Below are 19,773 nucleotides of genomic sequence, written 5' to 3'. Positions count from 1 at the left end.
TTCCGTTGCATGACTGAATGCGCTTGCAATTGATTGAATCATTTTGCGTTTCGCATTGTAGAAAAAAATAGCACACTTTCGGAAGGGGGATAAAGATTACTGTGATAAAACGGATATTCCTCATAAGGACGAATAAAGTTCATAAGTTTCACAGCGGGGTATACCGCCGCTCCGGCCGTCCTACAGTACCGTAAATCAGATGCGTCCGGATCTTGCCGGCAGAGACCAGGTACTCCAGGTACCGCCGGGCCGTTGAGCGGCTCGTCCCGATTTCTTTGCTGAGTTCGGCTGCCGTGATGCCTTCTGGTCGGGATTCATCGAAAAAGCTGAGAATCTCTCCGAGTGTAATCGGGTCGATTCCCTTCGGGAGGTCGTCCCCGCCGGCCGGTGCTGACGGGGAAAAGCCCCGGAAGCCGGTAAACCGGTCGATTTCCTGTTGGGTGAACGCCGCTGCACTGTCGGTCTGCTGACGGAATGCCCGGTACCTTTCCAGCGTTTTGGCGAACCGTTCCGCATCGAATGGCTTGATGATGATGTCGAATATGCCGCCCCGCAGCAGGCCGCGGACCGTCTCCGCCTCGTTGGCCGCGGTAACGGCGATCAGATCCATGTCAGGATACAGGCGCCGGATTGTACGAAACAGCTCCAGGCCCTGCACATCCGGGATATAGAGGTCAAGCAGGACCAGATCCGGCATCGGATCCGGCCGGGCGAGAAAGTCCAGCGCCTCGCTGCCGCTCCGTGCTGTGCCGGCTACCCGGAACCCTTCCACGGCCTCGATGTACTGCCGGTTGATATCGGCCACTCTGAAATCGTCTTCGACGATCAGGACAGAGAAGTCATTCATGATTTTTCCACCTCTTCTTTCGGGATGCTGATGATGAAGCAGGCTCCGGCTTCCCCTTCTTCATAAGTAATTTCGCCGCCGACTTCCGTCAGTGACTGCCTGGAGAGGGCGAGGCCGATGCCCCGGCCCTCCCCGTTCTTGGTGGAGAAACCCTGTTCGAACAGGTGCCTGAAACTGCCCGGAGCGACGCCGCCCCCCGTGTCTTCAACCTCGAACAGCACATCGTTCCCCAGGTCAGTGAAGTATACCGAGACGGCCCGTTTCCCGTCGGCTTTACCGCGAACGGCATCAAAGGCGTTTTCGATCACGTTGCCGAGTGCGGTCAGTAGGGCATCCTGCCGCACTTCAGACAATTCATGGGACAGTCTGCTGTCCGGGTTGATGGACAGCGTGACGCCGAGTTCAACCGCCCGGATCTGCTTGCCCTGCAGGAGGGCCTGTATAAGGGGGTCGGACAGGCGATCTTCCAGGAACTTCAGCTGACTGTGCTGGGCATTGTTTTCTTTTCGGATGTAGTCAATGGCTTCATCCGGACGTCCGTTCATCAGCAGCCCGAGGATGATATGCATCTTGTTCGAATGCTCATGCGTCTGCGCCCGCTGCGCATTTGCATATTGCCGGATCCTTGAAAGCTCTTCCGTCATTTTCTGGATTTCACTTTTTCTCTGGAAGGTGATGACGGAACCCGCATATGTCCCGCTTCCCGAAATCGGTATCTGATTGGCCAGGACTGTCTGGTTGCCGAGCACCATTTCCCTTCCCCGATAGGCCTGGCCAAGATCAGTGTTGGGGGGGAGGAGCCGATGGACGGAGCCGCCCCGGATAGCCTCCGGGCTGCCGTTCAGAATTTCGCTTGCTGCCGTGTTGATGAGCGTAATCCGGCCTTCTGCATCCGTTGCAAGAATGCCTTCGTGTGTCGATTGGAGAATGGCTTCCTGCCGCGTATACAGATCGGAGATTTCTTCCGGCTCCTTGTTGCCCAGAAGCTGCTTGATGTAGTTGGAGATGGCAACAGCACCGATGATTCCGATCAGCAGGACCAGCCCTAATGTCAGCCAGAGGGAACGGGCCCTCTGTTCGATCGTGGTCTGCACACTGTCGTTGAGGATGCCGACCGATACAACGCCCACAATTTCACCCTCATGATAGACCGGAACTTTTCCGCGGATCGACAGTCCGAGCGTGCCTCTCTTTTTTGAAATATACGATTCCCCGAATCGGAGGGCGCGCTCATTGTCGCCTCCGACCATTTCGCCTCCGATTTTCTCCGGATCAGGATGGGAATACCGGATGCCTTCCCGGTTGCCGACGACGATGAACTCCGCTTCTGTCTTTTCCAGGATAGGCGTAACGATGTCCTGAATGACAGCGCCGGGGTCCTCCAGTGCAAAGGCATCCTGCAGTTCAGGAATCTCGGCAACGCTGTGTGCGATGCTGAGCGCCCGCTTGCCGACCTGATCCTCGATCGTGTCGGAGATGAGATCATACAGGAGGGAAGCGAACAGGAGGGAGACCGCCGCAATCAGCAGGCTGATCAGCAGGATCATTTTTCCTCTCAGGCTGAACCGCCTGTCCCGGATCCACCCGGAGATGGTTTTTTCTTTTTCCAAGGCTGGCGGCCTCCTTTCCGCTTCCGTATGAGGAAGAACTGTCTTTTAATTATAGCTGAACACAATAAGGGGACAAAAGAAGGGGGAGAAGTGCTGTGAGAGAAGAAATCGGGACGGCCGTCAGGCTACGGAAGGAAGGGCGGCTGAAGGAATCGAATGGACTGTTGATGGAACTGGCGAAAAAACACCCCGATGATGCGGAGATCCAATACCAGGTAGCATGGAGCTTCGATGTGCTCGGAGAAGAGGCTTCGGCCGTTCCTTACTATGAGGCGGCGATCCGGGCGGGCCTTTCGGGAAAAGACCTCGAAGGCGCCTATCTCGGACTCGGCAGCACATACAGGACGCTCGGTGAGTACCGGAAGTCGCATCAGGTCTTTTGCCGCGGAAGGGAAGAGTTTCCGGTGAGCCGCGCCCTTCAGGTGTTTCATGCCATGGTGCTTCACAACCTCGGCCGGCATTCGGAAGCAATGGAGCTTCTGCTGATCAACCTGGCAGATACTACATCGGATCCGGATATCCGCAGTTACGAGAAGGCGATCCGCTTTTACGCGGACAAGCTGGACCGCATCTGGACATGAATGAAAAATCCGCCCGGACCTGCCGGACGGATGGATTCAGCTATTTTTCCTCACGATAAAGCTCAAGTGGCGCCCCGCCTTCTTGTCCTCGCGGTACGAGAAGCCGTCGGGGCTTTTGAGCGTGCAGGTACGGTCGATTGTGATCCGGCCGGCCGGAATGCCTGCCTGCAGGAGCTGAGCTTCGACAGTTTTCTGGTTGTCGATATGCCATTTGCCGGTTGCTTCATTGTAGTCGATGAAATCGTCAGCATAGCCGAGTGCCCTGAACTTCTCGCAGACGTCGCGATCCACCTCGAACTTTTCCTGGCTGAGTGCGGCACCGAGCTGTACGTGGAAATCTGCGGGATTGCAGCCTTCCTCGTCCCGGAGATGCCTGAACAGCTTCGGCGTGATTTCCTTGATGGTGCCCTGCCAGCCGGAGTGGATGACGCCAATCAGGCCGTTTTTCCCGTTACGGAAAATGACCGGCACACAGTCCGCTGTGAAGCTTCCGATCAGTACATCGGGCTCGAAGGTATAGAGCGCATCGGTGTCGGGTATCGCGGTATCCGCGCGTTCTGCCCCGCGCCCGAAGTCATCCGCGGTCACTTTATGGAAACGATCGCTGTGCGTCTGGTGGGCAAGGACAAACCGGGAAAGCGGCACGCCTGCCCAATCTGCAAGGGCCCGGCGGTTCTCTAGGACCTCCTCCGGGTTTTTGCACGCGTGGAGCGCCATATTATTGTCTTCCGGCCGAGCCGGGTCCTTCATCGTCATACCGGAAAGGATATGATCATTTATATAGATTTTCGGTTTCATTTTTCATCACCTGCCTTCATCTTAACGAAAGGAGAGAGTTTCACACAAGTCAATATAGGTTAACTTAAACGAATAATAGGTTGACTAAATAGCCCCTCTCTATCTATTATATTTGTGTTAACAAAATTATTTTGGTGGTTAACCTAATCGAGGGGGGAAATGATTCATGCAAGCAACCGCAGCAACAAGAACTCAGACGAGATGGCATCCGCTTGATCTCGTGCATTGCGCACTGTTCGCGACACTGATGATGATCGGGGCCAACATCACGTCATTCGCGCCATTTCTCGTCGTCGGGGGCGTGCCGATCACCCTTCAGACATTTTTTGCCGTCCTGGCAGGGCTGATCCTCGGAAGCCGGAAAGGGGCGATCGCCTGCACGGTGTATATGCTGATCGGGCTTGCAGGAGCACCGGTTTTTGCCCGGTTCAGCGGAGGGGCTTCATCGCTCGTGTCTCCGACTTTCGGCTTTATCGTCTCGTTTATCCTGATTGCCTACGTGGCGGGACGGATCGTTGAGCGCAGGGGAACGCTCAAGTCATTTGTAGTTGCAGCTCTGGTTGCGACAGCGATCAACTACCTGTTCGGGACAAACTGGATGTACGCGGCGTACAGCCTGTGGTTCGGCGCACCGGAAGGCTTTTCCTACTGGATGGCATGGGCCTGGATGATGCCGCCGCTGCCGAAGGACATTCTGCTTGCGGTGCTGGCCGGGTTCTTCGCCTTCCGGATGCAGAAAGTGCTGAAAATCGTTCCGATTAAAACAAATGAGGGGGAAGCGCGATGAACTGGCAGACGCTTGCAGAAGAAGTAATTGACGGGAAAGTGCTGACGGACGAGGAGGCCATGTCGATCCTGGAGACGGATGATGACGATCTTCTGCCGCTCCTTCAGGGGGCGTTTACAATCCGGAAACATTACTACGGGAAAAAAGTGAAGCTGAACATGATCATCAACGCGAAAAGCGGCTACTGTCCGGAAAACTGCGGCTATTGCGCCCAGTCGAGGGACTCCACCGCGCCGATTGAAAAGTATCCGTTCATCACAAAAGAACAAATCCTCGAAGGTGCGCGGCGGGCGTACGAAAACAAGGCCGGTACGTACTGTATTGTGGCGAGCGGCAGGGGCCCCACGACAAAAGACGTACGTGTGGTCAGCGAGGCAGTCGAAGAGATCAAGGAAAAGTACGGCCTAACGGTATGCGCCTGCCTTGGCATCCTGAAAGAGGAGCAGGCAGCCAAGCTCAAGGAAGCCGGTGTCGACCGGTACAACCATAACCTGAACACATCCGAGCGCCATCATGACTTCATCACGACCTCACATACATACGAAGACCGGGTGGGCACGGTCGAAATGGCGAAGCGCAACGGAATGTCCCCTTGCTCGGGCGCCATCATCGGCATGAAGGAGACGAAGGAAGACGTCATTGACATCGCCCGGTCGCTGCGTGCGCTGGATGCCGATTCGATTCCGGTCAACTTCCTCCATGCCATCGACGGGACGAAACTGGAAGGCACGGACGAGCTGAATCCGCGCTACTGCCTGAAGGCGCTTGCCCTCTTCCGCTATATGAATCCGACAAAGGAGATCCGCATCTCAGGAGGACGTGAAGTCAATCTGCGCTCCCTCCAGCCGCTCGGTCTGTATGCGGCAAACAGCATCTTTGTCGGCGACTACCTGACGACAGAAGGCCAGGAAGAAAACAGCGACTTTAAGATGCTTCAGGATCTTGGCTTTGAGATCGAGATGCCGAAACTGGCGGAGCCGGTCTGACAGTTGACTAAAAAGAGACATCCGGGAATCAGCATGAATCTCCGGATGTCTCTTTATGTTTGCGGGTTTTGATGCGATGGACCGACAGCAGCCCAAGGGCCGAATAGATCACCAGCAACATCGTTCCGGCTGCGTTTGAGAAAGGATAGACGTTAATCATCTGATTGATTCCCAGAAAGACGAATACGGCAAGGAGAATCAGTCCGTTCCGCCTGCTATTCAAGTACACCGTCGTCCAGATAACCGCGGCAATGGCTCCCGACACGAGAGCCATTGCCGCAATTGGAATGTATTCCATCATCCCCATCCGGATTGCCCCCTTATTTATTTCCAGTATAAAGAAAACCGGCAAGGGCGGAAACCCTTGCCGGTCAGATAGATAGATTGGTTATAGTGCCGTCTTGATGCCGAACCCGACGAGCAGGGCGCCTGCCGCTTTCATGAATCCGTTCTGGAACCGGGCGTTGTTCAGCCAGCGTTTCGCATGGTCCATGATGAAGACCAGGGTAAAGAACCATCCGACCGCAAGCCCCGTCAGGATGAGGCCGAGAATGATCAGCTGCTCCGGCACATTGCCTTCCAGGTTGATGAACTGAGGCATAATAGTCACATAGGCGATGACGGTCTTCGGGTTGAAGATGTTGCTGAAAAGCCCCTGTCTGAATGATTCTTTGTGGTAGGATTTCGTCCCTGCGGAAGAGTCAGTTTCGAGTTCTTCAACGGAAAACAGGTTTTTCGAGAACAGGCTCTTGATGCCGAGGTAAATCAGATAGGCGGCTCCGAGGTACTTGATGATGGTGAAGAGCACGACCGATTTCGCGATGACGACAGCAAGACCAAGCACCGCGATGAGCGTCCAGAAGAGGAGGCCCGTCGCCATTCCCAATGTGGAATACCGGCCGGCTTTCGTCCCGTGACTCAGCGTGTTGCGGACAAGCAGAATCGTATCCGCACCCGGCATAATGACAATCATCGCCGCTATTGTAATGTATCCCAAGAGTCCGTCCATCTGAAAAACCTTCCTTCCGTTATGTGGTATTTTGTATAATTATAACTGGAATTTGAAGGAATCCTTATATGATAGTGTTTTCAGACAATATATTGTATATAATACCTTGCGATTATTTGTTTTTATGCACATAACTGCATGCAAGGTTCGTTGGGACATGAGAGATCAGGAGGCGGGGACTGTTCATGGAACCATTAAAACATCAGAATGATCTGCCGCAGGAATTCAAAGATCGGATGGTTGCTGTTTTCGGGGAGACGGGCAGGATCTATCTTAAAGGGCTAAGGCAAAGGATATAGCGGTACGCTGAGGAATGGCAGCTGACTGTGAAAGGTCCCGTCCCCAATCTGTCTTACAACTATGTGCTCTTCGTCGCATGCGCGGACGGAACGGAAGCTGTGCTGAAGGTCAGTGTGCCGTCTGAAAAAAGCCGGAGTGAGATTTTGGCTGTGTCAGCCTATGGTGGGGATGGTTGTGCCCAGCTTCTCAGAACCGTGCCCGATGACGGCGTGCAGCTGATCGAGCGGCTGTCCCCCGGTGTCATGCTCCCGAATATCAAGGATGAAAGGGAAGCAACAGAGCAATTTTGTAAGGTGTGGACACGGATCCGCAGGCCGATTCCCGGTGCTGGAATCCGCACGGTCAGGGAAATGGGTGAGACGGCGATTGCCAACTACAGAGCCATGCATCCCGCCGGCGGGCCGGTTCCGGAGCGGCATGTCATGCTTGCGAGGGACTGTTTCCGGTGGCTGGCGGAGCACGGTACAACCGAATTGCTCCACGGAGACCTCCATCATCAGAATATCCTGCTGGATGAAGAGCGCGGCTGGATGGCGATCGACCCGCACGGCTATGCGGGCGATCCCGCCTGTGACCTCGCGCCTTACCTATACAACGAACTGGAAGGAAAGCCGCTCGAAGAAACACTCGCCCTTCGAACATCTGTCATGCTCGCTCAGCTTCCTGTCGGCAGGGAGCGGCTGTTCCGCGCCTGCATCGCGATGACCGTCATGTCCGCCTGCTGGAATGCCGAGGAAGGGAATCTGACGGGAATCCGACTTCAGAACCGGATCACCGATTGGTATGCGCAGCAACTTACAGATCGTGCGGGAGGGTTTGGGTGAAGGCCGTCCGGACTGCTCCATTCTTTGAGAATTTTAATTATCCTCTCATTATTTTCTCAGGGTTCAGGGATAAATTGATAGCAGGCCGTGAGAGAAAAGGAGAGGGTCACAATGAAAAAAACAGTAATGACCATTGCACTTAGCTCAGCGCTAATTGCGGGAGCAGGAATCGGAGCCACAAGTATGTTCCAGACAGACGAGGCGGCAGCGGCAGTCAAGACTGCAGGTGATGCAATCAGCCAATATCCCGAAATCAACAAGATTGAATCCATCATCGATACGAATGGCCTGACACCTGAGATTGTCGTAGACAATTACGGCAAGAGAATCCTTCTGTTTATGGACACAAGTGGTCAGCCGATATACAAAACCATTTTCATCAAGCGGACAAACATGCTGAAAGTCATCGACCTGGACGGCGGTCAGCTATATCATGGTTCCATCCGCTGATCCAACTTTGAAGCTCCTGGTACAAAAGAAAAGAGGCGGCCATCTGTATGCATGGCCGCCTGTTTTGCTGATTATTTAACGTCATTTTTGCCTGCGTCATGCGGAACCAGGAACATGATGGACAGCAATGCGAGCACTCCGAAAATGACGTTGGTAACAATACCTGCGGTTGCCGCTACATCCAGTCCGATGTTGGCTGCGATTGACGCATAGACCGTTCCGGAAATCGCAACCCCGAAAGCAGCACCGAGGGAACTTGCCATTTTATAAATACCTGATGCAGCCCCGATTTTTTCATTTGGAGCATTTGAAACTGCGGTGTCTGTAGAAGGCGTCGCATAAATCCCCAATCCCAAACCGAACAGGGCAAATCCGATAATGACGACGATGGTGTATCCGAGATCCGGCAAGAAGGTCAGGCCCATCAGCCCTACCCCGATCACCGTCAAAATGTTCCCCCAGAGCATCGGTTTCTTTGCACCAATTCTTTGAAGAATCTTTTCTCCGACACGAATCATGGAAAGGACGGCAATCAGATATCCGATGGAAAGCAGCCCCGATTGAAACGAAGTATAGCCTCTTCCTTCCTGCACATACGTGTTCGCCACAACAAGCGTTCCGGCGATGGCATTGAGCAGGAAGTTTGAAATGGTGGCACCCGTGTATGGCCCGTTCTTGAATAACTTAAAATCGATGAGGGCATTCGGTTTCCCGTTTTCAATCTTGATAAAGACAATGGTACCAATGACTGCAACGACAATCAGGGAGATCGTCAGCCAGTTCCCCCAGCCGATATCAGCGCCTTGTGTGATGAAAATATTCAGTGCCAGCATGGCGATGATGAAAACGATCAGACCGCTGACATCAAATTTGGAGCGTGCGGTTTGCTTTGCCTTGCTCTCAGGCGTGTCTTTGATCAGCCACAAAGCCAGAACGGCAAATATGATGGATAAGATGAAAATCCACTTCCACCCCATATAGGTTGCCACCGCTCCGCCAAAGAGCGAACAAAGGCCGGAACCGCCCCAAGAACCGATGGACCAGTAGCTGAGTGCCCGCTGCCGGTCTGCTCCTTCAAAGTAGTCTTTGATCAGGGCAATTGTTGACGGCATGATACAGGCAGCCGATACACCTTGGATGATCCGGCCGAGAATGAGTAAGAATGATCCGTTTGCCAACACTAAACAGAGTGAACCGATGATGCTTAGGATGAGGCCGACATTGGTGATTTTCTTCCGGCCGATTTTATCGGCAAGACCGCCCGCAGCAACAATGAAGATACCCGAGAAAAGGGCAGTCAAGCTGATGGCGATGTTTACCGTTCCCGCTGATACGCCCAGGTCCTCTTGGATTGCCGGAACGATGTTGACCATGGCCTGTGCAAAAAGCCAAAATGTCAGCACCCCAAATACAATTCCGATAATTAATTTGTTTGTTCCTTTATAGGCCGTTTCCACCATTTTCACTTCCTTCATTTTGTCCTTCATTCAGTCTTTGCGGAACGGGTGATCCTATACATCATGCGGGAACGAAAACAAGCACTGTTCTTAAATGTTCTGATTGGAAAAAGGGATGCAATTGAGTTTGTCGAAATGGAAAAGGGCAGGTGAAAAACTGGGGGGAAGATCAATGAAGATTGCTCCGCGAAAAAAAGAGGCCATGGAAATCGGGCTTGGAAAAGCTGCAGAAAACAAGGGGTTTTCCGGTGCTGTCGGAGCGGACATGGGAGATGGTGAAGTCCGGACATTCGCGTGGGGTCTTGCGGACAGGACGGGGGAGCGAGAGAACCTGCCGGATACGAAATTCGGCATTGCTTCAGGCTGCAAGGTATTTACGGCAGTTGCCGTCCTCCGGCTGGTGGAGGAAGGTAAGCTTTCCCTGGAATCGACACTCGAAGAATGCTTGGATGAAACGTTCCCGGATTTTGACCGGAACATCACCGTCCATCAGCTGCTGACGCATACGTCCGGCGTGCCGGATTACTTTGATGAAGCGGTCATGGATGACTTCCAGGAGCTGTGGAAGGACCTTCCGATGTACACAATTCGCAGCCTCAAGGATTTTCTGCCGCTTTTCCGGGACCGCGGGATGATGTTCACACCGGGCGAGCGGTTCCACTACAACAATGCAGGCTATATCCTGCTCGGCCTGATCGTTGAGCAGGCGTCCGGCATTCGCTTTACCGACTATGTGGAGGAGCACATCTTCCGTCCCGCAGGCATGACAGATTCCGGCTACTGGCCGCTGGACCGCCTGCCGAAAAACACGGCAACCGGATATATCGATGAAGAGGACGGTACATGGCGGACGAATGTCTACTCGCTTCCGGTGCAGGGCGGTTCCGACGGAGGAGCGTTCACGACTGTGCCGGATATGCACAAGTTCTGGGATGCGCTGCTCCGCCGGCATCTGCTCGGGGAAGAACTCACCGCCCTCATGCTGACCCGGCAAGCGGCAGACGAGGACGGGGACGGATATGGATACGGGGTCTGGGTCGATATGGCAGACGGACATGCCGAGCGGATCCACGTCATGGGGTACGACCCGGGTGTGAGCTTCCATTCCGCCATTTATCCGTCTTCAGGAGCGGTGTTCACCGCGGCCTCAAACAAGTCGAAAGGCGCATATCCGATGATGGAAGCATTCGAGGAACATCTTCATTTTAAGGAGGGGAACTGATGAACCGCATGAACCTGCTGACACTTGGGGTCAGCGACATGAGCGTCTCGCTTCGCTTTTACCGTGACGGTCTCGGATTTGAGACATCGGTCACGGAAGACAATCCCGGCATTGTGTTCTTTAAAAACGGAGGCACCCGCCTTGCGCTTTATCCGCTGGCGGAGCTGGCAAAGGACATTGATGCGGCCGAACCTCCGCAGAAAAGCGGATTCCCGGGCATCACGATCGCGTACAATGCCAAGTCGGAAGAGGAAGTGGACGCCGCCATGGATCAGGCCCGCCAGGCCGGAGCGACAGTTCTGAAGGAGCCGGAGCGGGTCTTCTGGGGCGGTTATTCCGGATATTTCTCGGATCCGGAAGGCTATGTATGGGAAGTCGCTTACGGACCTAACTGGCAGTTTGATGAACAAGACATGCTCGTCATTGATTAAGGGGGAAGCCAATGAGCATCGGCAAAGAATATCTGAAAGCTGTCCGCGGCAGGTTCGTTCAGCTGAAGGACCTCGGGGACCGGTCAGTCGCCCAACTGAACGATCAGGAAATCCATCATGTGCCTGGGCCGGAATCCAATAGCGTGGCGGTGATTGTCCGTCATCTGTCGGGAAACATGATCTCCAGATGGACGGATTTCTTCACAACCGACGGTGAAAAGCCCGACCGCAACAGGGATGGGGAATTCGAAACGGTTCCTGTTACCAAAGCAGAGCTGCAGGAAATTTCCGAAGCAGGGTGGAAGACCTTATTCGGCGCACTGGAAAGCCTTAATGAAGACGACTTGATGAGAGAGCTCTACATCCGCGGGGAGCGCCATACCGTAATCGAAGCAATGGAGCGCCACTTGAGTCATGTCGCTTCCCATATTGGCCAGATCGTCTACATCGCCAAGATGCTGAAAGGCGAAAACTGGACAACCCTCAGCATTCCGAAAGGCCAATCGGAGGCATACCGGACAAAGCCTACGGGGCAATGACGTGCGATATAATAAACTCACCCGCATCCGCGGGTGAGTTCTTTTATGGAGGCATTCAGATGAACGAACATGAAACAGACCGGCTGCTCGGCATCCGGACGGCGGGCATCCAGGACTGGGGTGTGCGCTCCATTCATGATAACCGGTACGAGGCGACCCCCTACGAGGGGCTGGATGCCCTGCTGGATGAATACAGGCCGGGCAGAACAAGTTCTGTCGTGGACTTTGGGTGCGGCAAGGGACGGACGGCTTTTTACATAAACCACAGGACCGGCGCATCAGTGACCGGAGTGGAAATGGACGGTCAGCTTTATCTGGATGCACTGGAGAACCGGGATTTGTATATGATAAAGAAAAAGAACCGGCTAAAGGGCTCCGTTACATTCATCCGCTGCCGGGCCGAAGAGTACCGGGTGAAGCCCCTCGATGATGTCTTCTATTTCTTTAATCCCTTTTCCGTCAGCCTGTTCGCCAAGGTGCTCTCGAACATTTTGAAATCGGTGGAAGAGCGGCCGCGTCCGGTCGATCTGATCCTCTACTACCCGACGCTTGATTACCTTAGCCATCTCGAGAACCATTCCCCGTTTCTTCATTTGATGGATGTCCCCGTACCGGAGCTGTCAGGGAGAAATCCCAATGAACGATTCTCGCTCTGGCGATTCAAAAGTTCCACGTGAAACAGAAAGCGTCCATGTCGAAAAATGCTGGACGATTCTGATATAGTTGGGCTGTATGGAAGTCCTGCAAACCCACCACCAGGAAAAGAGGTGAATGACAGAGATGAACAATGAGAAAATCAATGACTTTAAACAAGTGATGGGGAATTATCCGACCGGCGTGACAGTCATTACCGCGACGGCACCTGACGGTACGCCCGTAGGCATGACGGTCAACTCGTTCGCATCTGTGTCGCTCGACCCGATGCTGATCCTCTGGTCGATTGACAAGCGGGTCTCCACTTACGATATATTCACGAATGCCAAGCAGTTCGCCGTCCACATCCTGGCGGCGGATCAGGCGGAATTGTGTGCCCTGTTCGCGAGCCATGGTCTTGACCGGTTTAAAAACTGCAATTGGGAGATGTCAGCGGAAGGCCTTCCGGTCATCGAAGGCGCAGCCGGTGTTCTTCACTGCAAGATGCATACAACCATCGGCGGCGGCGACCACCGGATCCTGATCGGTGAAGTGAAACACATCGACAACCACGGGAAAGAACCGCTTCTCTACCACCGGCGCAAATTCGACGCCATCCCTGAGTCGTTCTACGAATAAAGGTCATGACTGAAGCAACTCTTTTGATCGGCTCCCCGGAACGCCCCAACGATGTTCGGGCATACCGGGGAGTCTTTAAATTACACAGGGCATCGGAATAATAATTGTTATAAGTAAATAACAAAATGGGCAGTGGATAAATAGGCGGCGGTACCAGTTTTCGTTATAATGGGAACAATGAAAAACGGAGGAAGGTGACAGAGTGAAAAAAATTACAGAAAAAGAACTGCTCGATGTGCTGGGGGAACTGTTCTCCGATGAAATCTCAATCGGTGTCACCGATACTGAACAATATATCTATTACCGTCCGAGCAAGCGGGTCGATCTGAAAATCCGGCCGGGCGACCCGGTGAAGGAAGGCACGATTGCCTACAAGGCGCTTTCCTCCGGGCAGAAGGAATCCGAATTTATCGACCGCCAGTTGTTCGGCGTTCCATATCATGGCATGGCAGTGCCGTTCCATCAGGATGGAGAACTGCAGGGAACAGTACTTGCTGTTTATCCGACCTACACGGAAGGCAAGTCAGTCGTCACGATCAAAACCGAAGACGGCTGGAAGCCCGTACCTTTTGGGGACGTCAAGTACTTTGAAGTAAAGGATCGAAAGACGCAGGTTGTCACGGAAGGCCTGACGGGCACCCACAAAAACACGCTCCAGGAGTTCGAGTATGTCCTGCCGAGGGACATGTTCGTCCGCTGCCACCGTTCGTTTATCGTGAACGTCCACCACATCAGGGAAATCTATCCGGACTCCCACTCGACATTCCTGCTGGAAATGGACAACGGACACCGCGTGCCGGTCAGCCAATCCTATTCCAGTTATTTCAGGAAGATATTAGGATATTAAAATTGTGCGGTTTTAGTCACATTTTTCTGTAGGTGGCACATGAAAACAACTTTTCTATCCGAAAACCTCTCCGATGAAAGCGTTTTAGGGAATAATGAAGCTAAGTAAATTTATACTTGCTCCTAATCCCAACTAAAACATTCAGAAGAGGTTGATTATAAGATGACTAATATTCAACTTGATCGCATTGAAAATGAAGCATTGCGCAATCGTGTTGTGACGCCTGAGGAAGCAGCCTCCTGGATCGGAGATGGCATGACCCTGGGCCTCAGCGGCTTTACCCGTGCCGGTGACGTGAAAGCGGTTCCGTTCGCTTTGGTCGACCGCGCAAAAGAGAACGGATTTAAAGTGAACGTCTTCACAGGGGCGTCCCTCGGTTCGGACGTCGACACCCTGTTCGCCGAGGCGGGCATCGTCAACAAGCGTATTCCATTCCAGGCGGACCCGACGATGCGCAAGAGCATCAATAACGGTGACATGTTCTTCGTTGACCAGCATCTTTCTCATACAGCCGAGCTTGTACGCTCTGGTGTCATGGGTCCGATCGACTTCGCCATTGTCGAAGCGGTCGCGGTCAAGGAAGACGGCACGATTATCCCGACGACTTCCGTCGGCAACTCGTCCCTCTTTGCGACCCATGCAAAAAACATCATTGTCGAAATCAACATGGCCCAGACACCGCTGTTGGAAGGTATCCATGATATCTATGAACCCGGCAAGCAGGGCGAGCGCGGCCCGATTCCGCTCGAAAAAGCGGATGACCGAATCGGCGAACTGGGCATCAAAGTGGATCCTGAGCTGATCCGCGGCGTCGTCTTCACGGACCAGGCGGATTCCCCGTCCACGATTGTCCAGCCGGATGAGGAAACAAAGATCATGGCAAACCACCTGCTGGACTTCCTCCGCAAGGAAATCGAGCTCGGCCGCCTTGATGAAACGCTTGCCCCGCTCCAGTCGGGCATTGGCAGCGTGGCGAATGCCGTCCTCCATGGCATGATCGATTCCGAATTCAAGAATCTTGAAGTGTATTCGGAAGTGCTCCAGGATGCGGTATTCGACCTGATCGATGCCGGCAAGGTCGACTTTGCTTCATGCTGCTCGATCACGCTTTCCGACGAGAAGATGAAGCAGGTATTCGGCAACTTTGAACAGTACCGCGACAAGCTGATCATGCGTCCTCAGGAGATGTCGAATCATCCTGAAGTGATCCGCCGACTCGGCCTCATCTCGATCAACACGGCGCTTGAGTTCGACATCTACGGAAACGTCAACTCCACGCACGTATCCGGCACGAAAATGATGAATGGCATCGGCGGCTCGGGCGACTTTGCGCGTAACGCGCGTCTTGCGATCTTCGTTACAAAGTCGGTTGCCAAAGGCGGCAACATCTCCAGCATCGTTCCATTCGTCTCGCATACCGATCACACAGAGCATGACGTTGACATCGTTGTCACGGAACAGGGCTATGCGGACCTCCGCGGTCTTGCACCGCGCGAACGCGTGCCGCTCATCATCGAGAACTGTGTGCACCCGGACTACAAACAGCAACTCTGGGCCTATTATCAGGAAGCGCTCGAGCGCGGCGGCCAGACGCCTCACGTCCTCGAGAAGGCCTTCTCCTGGCACCAGCATCTTGCCGAGCACGGCACGATGAAGATGGAAAAGGAAGTAGTCGAAACAAAATAAATCCACCCATCCCTGCCCCTCTGAGGCAGGGATTTTTCTGGTCTTGGTGTGTCATGACAGGTGATGGGCTTCCCTGATATGATAGTAGGAAATGCGGACCACGGAAGGGGTATGGTTATGAAGGCATTGCTGAATGTGGATTACACGATCGATTTTGTTGCGGATGACGGAAAGCTGACCTGCGGCAAGCCCGGGCAGGCAATCGAGGGGGAAATTGTACGGCTGACCCGGGAGTTCTTGGAACAGGGGGACTACGTCGTCTTTGCCATTGACCGGCATGAGGAGGGCGACACCTGCCATCCGGAGAGCCGGCTGTTCCCGCCGCACAACATCGCAGGCACCGAAGGCCGTGACCTGTACGGCGGACTTCAGGCGGTATTTGAGGCGCATCGGGACGATGAAAACGTGCACTACATGGACAAGACCCGCTACAGCGCATTCGCGGGCACGGACCTGGAGATTAAATTGCGCGAGCGGGGCATCACCGAGCTGCATCTCGTCGGCGTCTGTACTGACATCTGTGTGCTCCATACAGCCGTTGATGCCTACAACAAAGGCTTTTCCATCACCGTCCACAAAGACGCCGTGGCAAGTTTTAACCCGGCGGGCCATGAATGGGCGCTCGAGCATTTTACGAATACGCTTGGCGCAAAAGTCGTCTGACCAGTTTTTTCCCCGGACCATGCGGCGGTCCGGTTGCCTTTCATCAGAGTCGGTTGTCCGGCTCTTTTTTCATGCAATAAAAAACACCGGCAGGAAATCCCTGTCCGGTGCGTGGCTCACTGTGCGGTCTCATCCGCGGGCACCTCACTCATCAGTGCCAGGTGGTTGCCTTCCGTGTCCGAGAAGAACGCCATCCACGTTTCTGTTCCCCCCATCTTGGCGACGACGTGAGGTTCACCCATGAACGGGACGCCCGCTTCCTGCAATTCCTTCGCCCGAGCATGGATGTCGTCCGTATTCAGATAGATGACGGATCCGTTTGATGCGAAGGCTTCGTGCTCCGGCACAGTCAGCATGAGCCGGACGCCGCCGCAGTCAAAGAACGCCATGCGGTCTGTCTTGAACCAGAGCGGCAGGCCGAGTTTTTCCGAATAAAATGCAGCAGCCCTTTCGATATCCTCTGCCGGCAGGCCGATTTGGCCGATTGTCGTTTTCCCCATTTCCCCAACCCCTTCCCATTGTTATCCCAAAGATACTTTTCAGGGTATCCTTTGTAAAGTACGATGGAGGACGGAAGGCAGGGATCGTGATGGAGAATATCATCTTTGAGGGAGAACTGAAAAACGGGCAGCCCATCCATATGCACAAGCTCACACCGGAACAGTTGCCGGAGATTCTCTCGCTCCAGGAACAAGTCATTCAGGCACTTGAGGTAAAAGAGCGCCTTCAGCCGCTGACGGAGGATGAGTTCCGTTTTATCCTGGAAGGGAACGGGGAGATGATCGGGGTGTATGCAGACGGGAAGATGATCGCCTGGCGGGCGATGCTCGTCCCGGATAATGACCACGAAGGACTCGGCCGGGATGTTGGTGTGCCGGAGGAAGAGATCGGCAAGGTCATCTACCAGGAGATCTCCGCCGTCTCACCGGAGTGGCGCGGCTTTTCGCTCCAGACAATCATGGGAAGCGTGCTCATGGACCGCGTGGACGCTGAGCGTTACCGCTACGTCTGCTCAACGGTCATGCCGGGGAACATCCCAAGCCTGAAGGACAAGTTCAGACATGGCCTGGAGGTGCGTGCGCTCAAGGAGAAATACGGCGGCAAGCTCCGGTATGTGTTTATGAAAGACCTGCAGGCACCGGAACAGGAGCGGACAGAATCCCGGGAAATTCCGATGGACGACATTGCCGCACAGCAGGCGCTGCTTGCGGACGGATGGGTTGGAACGGCGATGGCAGAAGGCGGCAATGGCTGGTTCGTCCGGTATGAACGGTGAAGACTGATATCCGGAATGGACCACTTTGGACACCCGGTTCATATGATAATGGAGAAGCGGACTCATAAAGAGGGGGGAGCCGTGGGGAGATGGGCATGTGGCAGGGACCTCCCTATCAGAACGGTGGAGGCCTTCAGTACCCGCCAAGCCAGCAAAAACAGGCTGGCGGAGGACTTCAATATCCGCCAAGTCAGCAAAACCAGGCCGGTCAAGGCGCCAATTCACAATGTGGCCAACCGGTCAGCCGGGGAGCTGCAATCGGACTATTTGGCGGAATCCTTGCAGCGATCGGTGATACGATTGGAGCGATCGGCGCCGCTATTGCAATAGAGGAAGACCGCATCAGTTCGATGCAGCAGGACCAGCAGAATCAGCAGTTCCAGCAACAAATCGATGATCTGAAAAAGCAGCTGAATGACCAGCAGGACCAGCAAAGGCAGCAGCAGATGGATCAGATTCAAAAGCAGATTGATAGGTTAACCGAGAAACTGAATCAGCAACAGTGTCCGGATATTGAACGGCTCAATGGAATGATTGAACAGCTGATCGCAAAGATTGGCCAGGATGAAAGCAGCTGACAGCACTCGAAAGAGTGACTGCCAGCTGCTTTTGTTCATGAACTCCCGTTGATGATAAGTGTGCCGTCCAAAAACCGCTGGCAGCATTCTCGGAAGCTGTCGGCGGTTTTTTCGCGTTCATGTCAGGTGATTCAGGAACATCGTCGCGATCCCGAAATAGATCAGGAGCGAGAGGATGTCGTTCACGGTTGTGATGAGGGGGCCGCTTGCCACGGCCGGGTCGAACTTGAACCGGCTGAGGACGAGCGGGATGATCGTGCCCGCAAGTGTCCCGATGATGAGCGTAATGACGAGTGATGCGCCGACCACGATGCCGAGTACAAAGCTGCCCTGCCAGATAAAGGCGATGACCGAAATGAGGACACCGCAGATGATGCCGATCAGGATGCCGACGAAAAGTTCCCGGATCACGACCCGGATGGCCGTTTTCAGGTCCAGGTCCTCCGTCGCGAGCCCCCGGACGACGAGCGACAGGGACTGAGTGCCGGTGTTTCCGGTCATGCCGGCGATCAGCGGCATAAAGAACGCGAGGGCGACCACCTGATTGAGTGTATCCTCAAATCCGCTGATGATGCTCCCGGACACAAGGCCGATAAAGAGAAGAAGAATCAGCCACGGCAGGCGACGCATAGCGGCCGTCACCGGCTTTGTGCGGAAGTCGATCTGCTTCCCGCTCGCCATGAGCATTTCGATGTCCTCATCCGCTTCCTGCACGATGACATCGATCACGTCGTCAACGGTGATAATACCGACGAGGACATTGTCATCATCCGTGACGGGGATGGCTACAAAATCATAGCGTGCAAATTGCTTGGCCACGACTTCCTGGTCGGTCCGTGCGTTCGCCGAGATGACACGGCGGTACATGATGTCCCGGACCGGTGTGTCCGCATCGGTCAGCAGCAGCTGGCGGTACGACAGAACGCCGATCAGCTGCTTGTCGCTGTTGATGACGTATGTATAGTTCAGGTATTCGGCATAGTCGCTGTAGTTTTTCAGCTTTTCGACCGTCTGCCCGACCGTATAGTCCTCGTGCACCCAGACGAAGCGGTTCGTCATGATGCGGCCGGCGGTCTCCACCGGATAATCGAGGATTTTGCGGACGCTCTCCGCCTCTTCTTTGAGCATCTGGCCGGTGAGCCGGTCGATTTCCTCCTGCGAAAGGTCCGTCAGCATCGCGGCAAGGTCGTCGTTCTGCATCATGTCGAGCACGGGGATGGCCTTGTCGGGCCCGAGTGACCGGATGAACTCCATCTGATCCTCCGGTTCCAGGTACGGCAGCATTTCTGTAATGGCCGGAAGGTCGAGCCATTCCAGGATCACCGGATGGAGCTTTTTCGGGATTTCCGTGTACTGCACGGCCTGGTCATACGGACGCAGATCCAGGAATAGCTTTAAAAAGCCATTCTTGTCTCCTGCCTTCAGCTGACGGACGAGAGCGATTGTCAACCGTTCGGTATTGATTTCTGCCGCCATGATCCATCGCCTCCTTGCTCTGTTTTCACTATACCCATCCGTCCGGGGCTTAGTCTGCGTCCGGGACTTTTCTACCGCTCATGCAAGAACAAAATAAGCCAATCATAAGATAGAGAATTCAGAATTTTATTGAT

The 19,773-nt window shown here is 54.1% G+C and carries 23 protein-coding genes; 15 read left to right on the top strand and 8 right to left on the bottom strand.

The features are described from left to right. Positions 1-148: 148 nt before the first annotated feature. Complete coding sequence (locus AV656_RS13660) at positions 149-847, bottom strand: response regulator (RefSeq protein WP_063182872.1); 699 nt, start codon at positions 845-847, stop codon at positions 149-151. Then, on the bottom strand, positions 844-2,457 hold the full coding sequence (locus AV656_RS13655; protein ID WP_063182870.1) for an ATP-binding protein: 1,614 nt from the start codon (positions 2,455-2,457) through the stop codon (positions 844-846). The genes AV656_RS13660 and AV656_RS13655 overlap by 4 nt, the downstream gene beginning before the upstream one ends. Positions 2,458-2,552: 95 nt before the next feature. On the opposite strand from AV656_RS13655, the gene AV656_RS13650 reads away from it, so the two are divergent. Further along, positions 2,553-3,038, top strand: a complete 486-nt coding sequence (locus tag AV656_RS13650; protein WP_063182868.1) for a tetratricopeptide repeat protein — start codon at positions 2,553-2,555, stop codon at positions 3,036-3,038. A 36-nt stretch (positions 3,039-3,074) separates the two neighbouring features. On the opposite strand, the gene pgeF is transcribed toward AV656_RS13650, so the two are convergent. After that, a complete protein-coding gene (pgeF, locus tag AV656_RS13645; protein WP_063182866.1) occupies positions 3,075-3,836 on the bottom strand; it encodes a peptidoglycan editing factor PgeF in 762 nt (253 codons plus the stop codon). 166 nt (positions 3,837-4,002) lie between these two features. Here pgeF and AV656_RS13640 point away from each other — a divergent pair, with 166 nt between their 5' ends. Beyond that, positions 4,003-4,623, top strand: coding sequence for a biotin transporter BioY (locus tag AV656_RS13640; RefSeq protein ID WP_063182863.1), 621 nt, complete (start codon positions 4,003-4,005; stop codon positions 4,621-4,623). Then, positions 4,620-5,609 carry a biotin synthase BioB gene (gene bioB / locus AV656_RS13635; RefSeq protein WP_063182861.1) on the top strand — a complete coding sequence of 330 codons (990 nt, stop codon included), beginning with the start codon at positions 4,620-4,622 and terminating at the stop codon, positions 5,607-5,609. The genes AV656_RS13640 and bioB overlap by 4 nt, the downstream gene beginning before the upstream one ends. A gap of 28 nt (positions 5,610-5,637) precedes the next feature. On the opposite strand, the gene AV656_RS13630 is transcribed toward bioB, so the two are convergent. Further along, positions 5,638-5,916: a hypothetical protein gene (locus AV656_RS13630; protein ID WP_063182859.1), complete on the bottom strand. Its 279-nt coding sequence runs from the start codon at positions 5,914-5,916 to the stop codon at positions 5,638-5,640. 81 nt (positions 5,917-5,997) lie between these two features. Then, the gene (locus tag AV656_RS13625; protein WP_063182857.1) at positions 5,998-6,618 is read right to left on the bottom strand and encodes a LysE family transporter; all 621 of its coding nucleotides are present in this window, start codon (positions 6,616-6,618) and stop codon (positions 5,998-6,000) included. A gap of 326 nt (positions 6,619-6,944) precedes the next feature. On the opposite strand from AV656_RS13625, the gene AV656_RS13620 reads away from it, so the two are divergent. Both AV656_RS13620 and AV656_RS13615 read left to right on the top strand, forming a co-directional pair. After that, a complete protein-coding gene (locus AV656_RS13620) occupies positions 6,945-7,742 on the top strand; it encodes an aminoglycoside phosphotransferase family protein (protein ID WP_063182855.1) in 798 nt (265 codons plus the stop codon). Positions 7,743-7,853: 111 nt separating this feature from the next. After that, positions 7,854-8,192: a hypothetical protein gene (locus tag AV656_RS13615; RefSeq protein ID WP_063182853.1), complete on the top strand. Its 339-nt coding sequence runs from the start codon at positions 7,854-7,856 to the stop codon at positions 8,190-8,192. A gap of 71 nt (positions 8,193-8,263) precedes the next feature. Here AV656_RS13615 and AV656_RS13610 read toward each other — a convergent pair whose 3' ends face one another. Next, positions 8,264-9,652 (bottom strand): MFS transporter, encoded by a 1,389-nt coding sequence (locus AV656_RS13610; RefSeq protein WP_063183031.1) that lies wholly within the window; start codon positions 9,650-9,652, stop codon positions 8,264-8,266. A 169-nt stretch (positions 9,653-9,821) separates the two neighbouring features. Here AV656_RS13610 and AV656_RS13605 point away from each other — a divergent pair, with 169 nt between their 5' ends. The 8 genes from AV656_RS13605 (at position 9,822) to AV656_RS13570 (ending at position 16,309) form a co-directional block, all read left to right on the top strand. Continuing rightward, entirely contained in the window at positions 9,822-10,871 is a 1,050-nt protein-coding gene (locus AV656_RS13605) for a serine hydrolase domain-containing protein (protein WP_156484872.1), read from the top strand. Next, positions 10,871-11,302, top strand: coding sequence for a VOC family protein (locus AV656_RS13600; protein WP_063182851.1), 432 nt, complete (start codon positions 10,871-10,873; stop codon positions 11,300-11,302). Before AV656_RS13605 ends, AV656_RS13600 begins: the two co-directional genes overlap by 1 nt. Before the next feature lie 11 nt (positions 11,303-11,313). Then, positions 11,314-11,841, top strand: coding sequence for a DUF1572 family protein (locus AV656_RS13595; protein ID WP_063182849.1), 528 nt, complete (start codon positions 11,314-11,316; stop codon positions 11,839-11,841). A 59-nt stretch (positions 11,842-11,900) separates the two neighbouring features. After that, positions 11,901-12,518 carry a class I SAM-dependent methyltransferase gene (locus AV656_RS13590; protein WP_063182847.1) on the top strand — a complete coding sequence of 206 codons (618 nt, stop codon included), beginning with the start codon at positions 11,901-11,903 and terminating at the stop codon, positions 12,516-12,518. A gap of 103 nt (positions 12,519-12,621) precedes the next feature. After that, positions 12,622-13,113, top strand: coding sequence for a flavin reductase family protein (locus AV656_RS13585; protein WP_063183026.1), 492 nt, complete (start codon positions 12,622-12,624; stop codon positions 13,111-13,113). 202 nt (positions 13,114-13,315) lie between these two features. Further along, positions 13,316-13,960, top strand: coding sequence for a LytTR family DNA-binding domain-containing protein (locus AV656_RS13580; protein WP_063182845.1), 645 nt, complete (start codon positions 13,316-13,318; stop codon positions 13,958-13,960). Between the two features lie 162 nt (positions 13,961-14,122). Continuing rightward, positions 14,123-15,646: an acetyl-CoA hydrolase/transferase family protein gene (locus AV656_RS13575; RefSeq protein ID WP_063182843.1), complete on the top strand. Its 1,524-nt coding sequence runs from the start codon at positions 14,123-14,125 to the stop codon at positions 15,644-15,646. Positions 15,647-15,757: 111 nt separating this feature from the next. Beyond that, on the top strand, positions 15,758-16,309 hold the full coding sequence (locus AV656_RS13570) for a cysteine hydrolase family protein (protein WP_063182840.1): 552 nt from the start codon (positions 15,758-15,760) through the stop codon (positions 16,307-16,309). A gap of 116 nt (positions 16,310-16,425) precedes the next feature. On the opposite strand, the gene AV656_RS13565 is transcribed toward AV656_RS13570, so the two are convergent. Next, positions 16,426-16,809 carry a VOC family protein gene (locus AV656_RS13565; RefSeq protein WP_063182838.1) on the bottom strand — a complete coding sequence of 128 codons (384 nt, stop codon included), beginning with the start codon at positions 16,807-16,809 and terminating at the stop codon, positions 16,426-16,428. Positions 16,810-16,898: 89 nt separating this feature from the next. On the opposite strand from AV656_RS13565, the gene AV656_RS13560 reads away from it, so the two are divergent. Both AV656_RS13560 and AV656_RS13555 read left to right on the top strand, forming a co-directional pair. Further along, complete coding sequence (locus AV656_RS13560) at positions 16,899-17,585, top strand: hypothetical protein (protein ID WP_063182836.1); 687 nt, start codon at positions 16,899-16,901, stop codon at positions 17,583-17,585. An 89-nt stretch (positions 17,586-17,674) separates the two neighbouring features. Next, on the top strand, positions 17,675-18,163 hold the full coding sequence (locus AV656_RS13555; protein WP_063182835.1) for a hypothetical protein: 489 nt from the start codon (positions 17,675-17,677) through the stop codon (positions 18,161-18,163). Between the two features lie 117 nt (positions 18,164-18,280). Here the strand turns inward: AV656_RS13555 and mgtE are convergent, their stop codons facing one another. Beyond that, positions 18,281-19,639, bottom strand: coding sequence for a magnesium transporter (gene mgtE, locus AV656_RS13550; RefSeq protein ID WP_063182833.1), 1,359 nt, complete (start codon positions 19,637-19,639; stop codon positions 18,281-18,283). Positions 19,640-19,773 lie beyond the last annotated feature (134 nt).

The organism is Bhargavaea cecembensis, assembly GCF_001619585.1.
Classification (GTDB): Bacteria; Bacillota; Bacilli; order Bacillales_A; family Planococcaceae; genus Bhargavaea; species Bhargavaea cecembensis_A.
Note: the sequence above shows the minus strand (reverse complement) of the source record. Positions and strands in the feature narration are given on the sequence as shown.

What these genes read in the sequence shown, in the direction of transcription:
- AV656_RS13595 (WP_063182849.1), top strand. Translation starts at nt 11,314, where the DNA reads ATGAGCATCGGCAAAGAATATCTGAAAGCTGTCCGCGGCAGGTTCGTT.
- AV656_RS13575 (WP_063182843.1), top strand. Translation starts at nt 14,123, where the DNA reads ATGACTAATATTCAACTTGATCGCATTGAAAATGAAGCATTGCGCAAT.
- AV656_RS13590 (WP_063182847.1), top strand. Translation starts at nt 11,901, where the DNA reads ATGAACGAACATGAAACAGACCGGCTGCTCGGCATCCGGACGGCGGGC.
- AV656_RS13625 (WP_063182857.1), bottom strand. Translation starts at nt 6,618, where the DNA reads ATGGACGGACTCTTGGGATACATTACAATAGCGGCGATGATTGTCATT.
- mgtE (WP_063182833.1), bottom strand. Translation starts at nt 19,639, where the DNA reads ATGGCGGCAGAAATCAATACCGAACGGTTGACAATCGCTCTCGTCCGT.
- AV656_RS13610 (WP_063183031.1), bottom strand. Translation starts at nt 9,652, where the DNA reads ATGGTGGAAACGGCCTATAAAGGAACAAACAAATTAATTATCGGAATT.
- AV656_RS13565 (WP_063182838.1), bottom strand. Translation starts at nt 16,809, where the DNA reads ATGGGGAAAACGACAATCGGCCAAATCGGCCTGCCGGCAGAGGATATC.
- pgeF (WP_063182866.1), bottom strand. Translation starts at nt 3,836, where the DNA reads ATGAAACCGAAAATCTATATAAATGATCATATCCTTTCCGGTATGACG.
- AV656_RS13660 (WP_063182872.1), bottom strand. Translation starts at nt 847, where the DNA reads ATGAATGACTTCTCTGTCCTGATCGTCGAAGACGATTTCAGAGTGGCC.
- AV656_RS13560 (WP_063182836.1), top strand. Translation starts at nt 16,899, where the DNA reads ATGGAGAATATCATCTTTGAGGGAGAACTGAAAAACGGGCAGCCCATC.
- AV656_RS13630 (WP_063182859.1), bottom strand. Translation starts at nt 5,916, where the DNA reads ATGGGGATGATGGAATACATTCCAATTGCGGCAATGGCTCTCGTGTCG.
- AV656_RS13570 (WP_063182840.1), top strand. Translation starts at nt 15,758, where the DNA reads ATGGTTATGAAGGCATTGCTGAATGTGGATTACACGATCGATTTTGTT.
- AV656_RS13555 (WP_063182835.1), top strand. Translation starts at nt 17,675, where the DNA reads ATGGGCATGTGGCAGGGACCTCCCTATCAGAACGGTGGAGGCCTTCAG.
- AV656_RS13615 (WP_063182853.1), top strand. Translation starts at nt 7,854, where the DNA reads ATGAAAAAAACAGTAATGACCATTGCACTTAGCTCAGCGCTAATTGCG.
- bioB (WP_063182861.1), top strand. Translation starts at nt 4,620, where the DNA reads ATGAACTGGCAGACGCTTGCAGAAGAAGTAATTGACGGGAAAGTGCTG.
- AV656_RS13585 (WP_063183026.1), top strand. Translation starts at nt 12,622, where the DNA reads ATGAACAATGAGAAAATCAATGACTTTAAACAAGTGATGGGGAATTAT.
- AV656_RS13600 (WP_063182851.1), top strand. Translation starts at nt 10,871, where the DNA reads ATGAACCGCATGAACCTGCTGACACTTGGGGTCAGCGACATGAGCGTC.
- AV656_RS13605 (WP_156484872.1), top strand. Translation starts at nt 9,822, where the DNA reads ATGAAGATTGCTCCGCGAAAAAAAGAGGCCATGGAAATCGGGCTTGGA.
- AV656_RS13640 (WP_063182863.1), top strand. Translation starts at nt 4,003, where the DNA reads ATGCAAGCAACCGCAGCAACAAGAACTCAGACGAGATGGCATCCGCTT.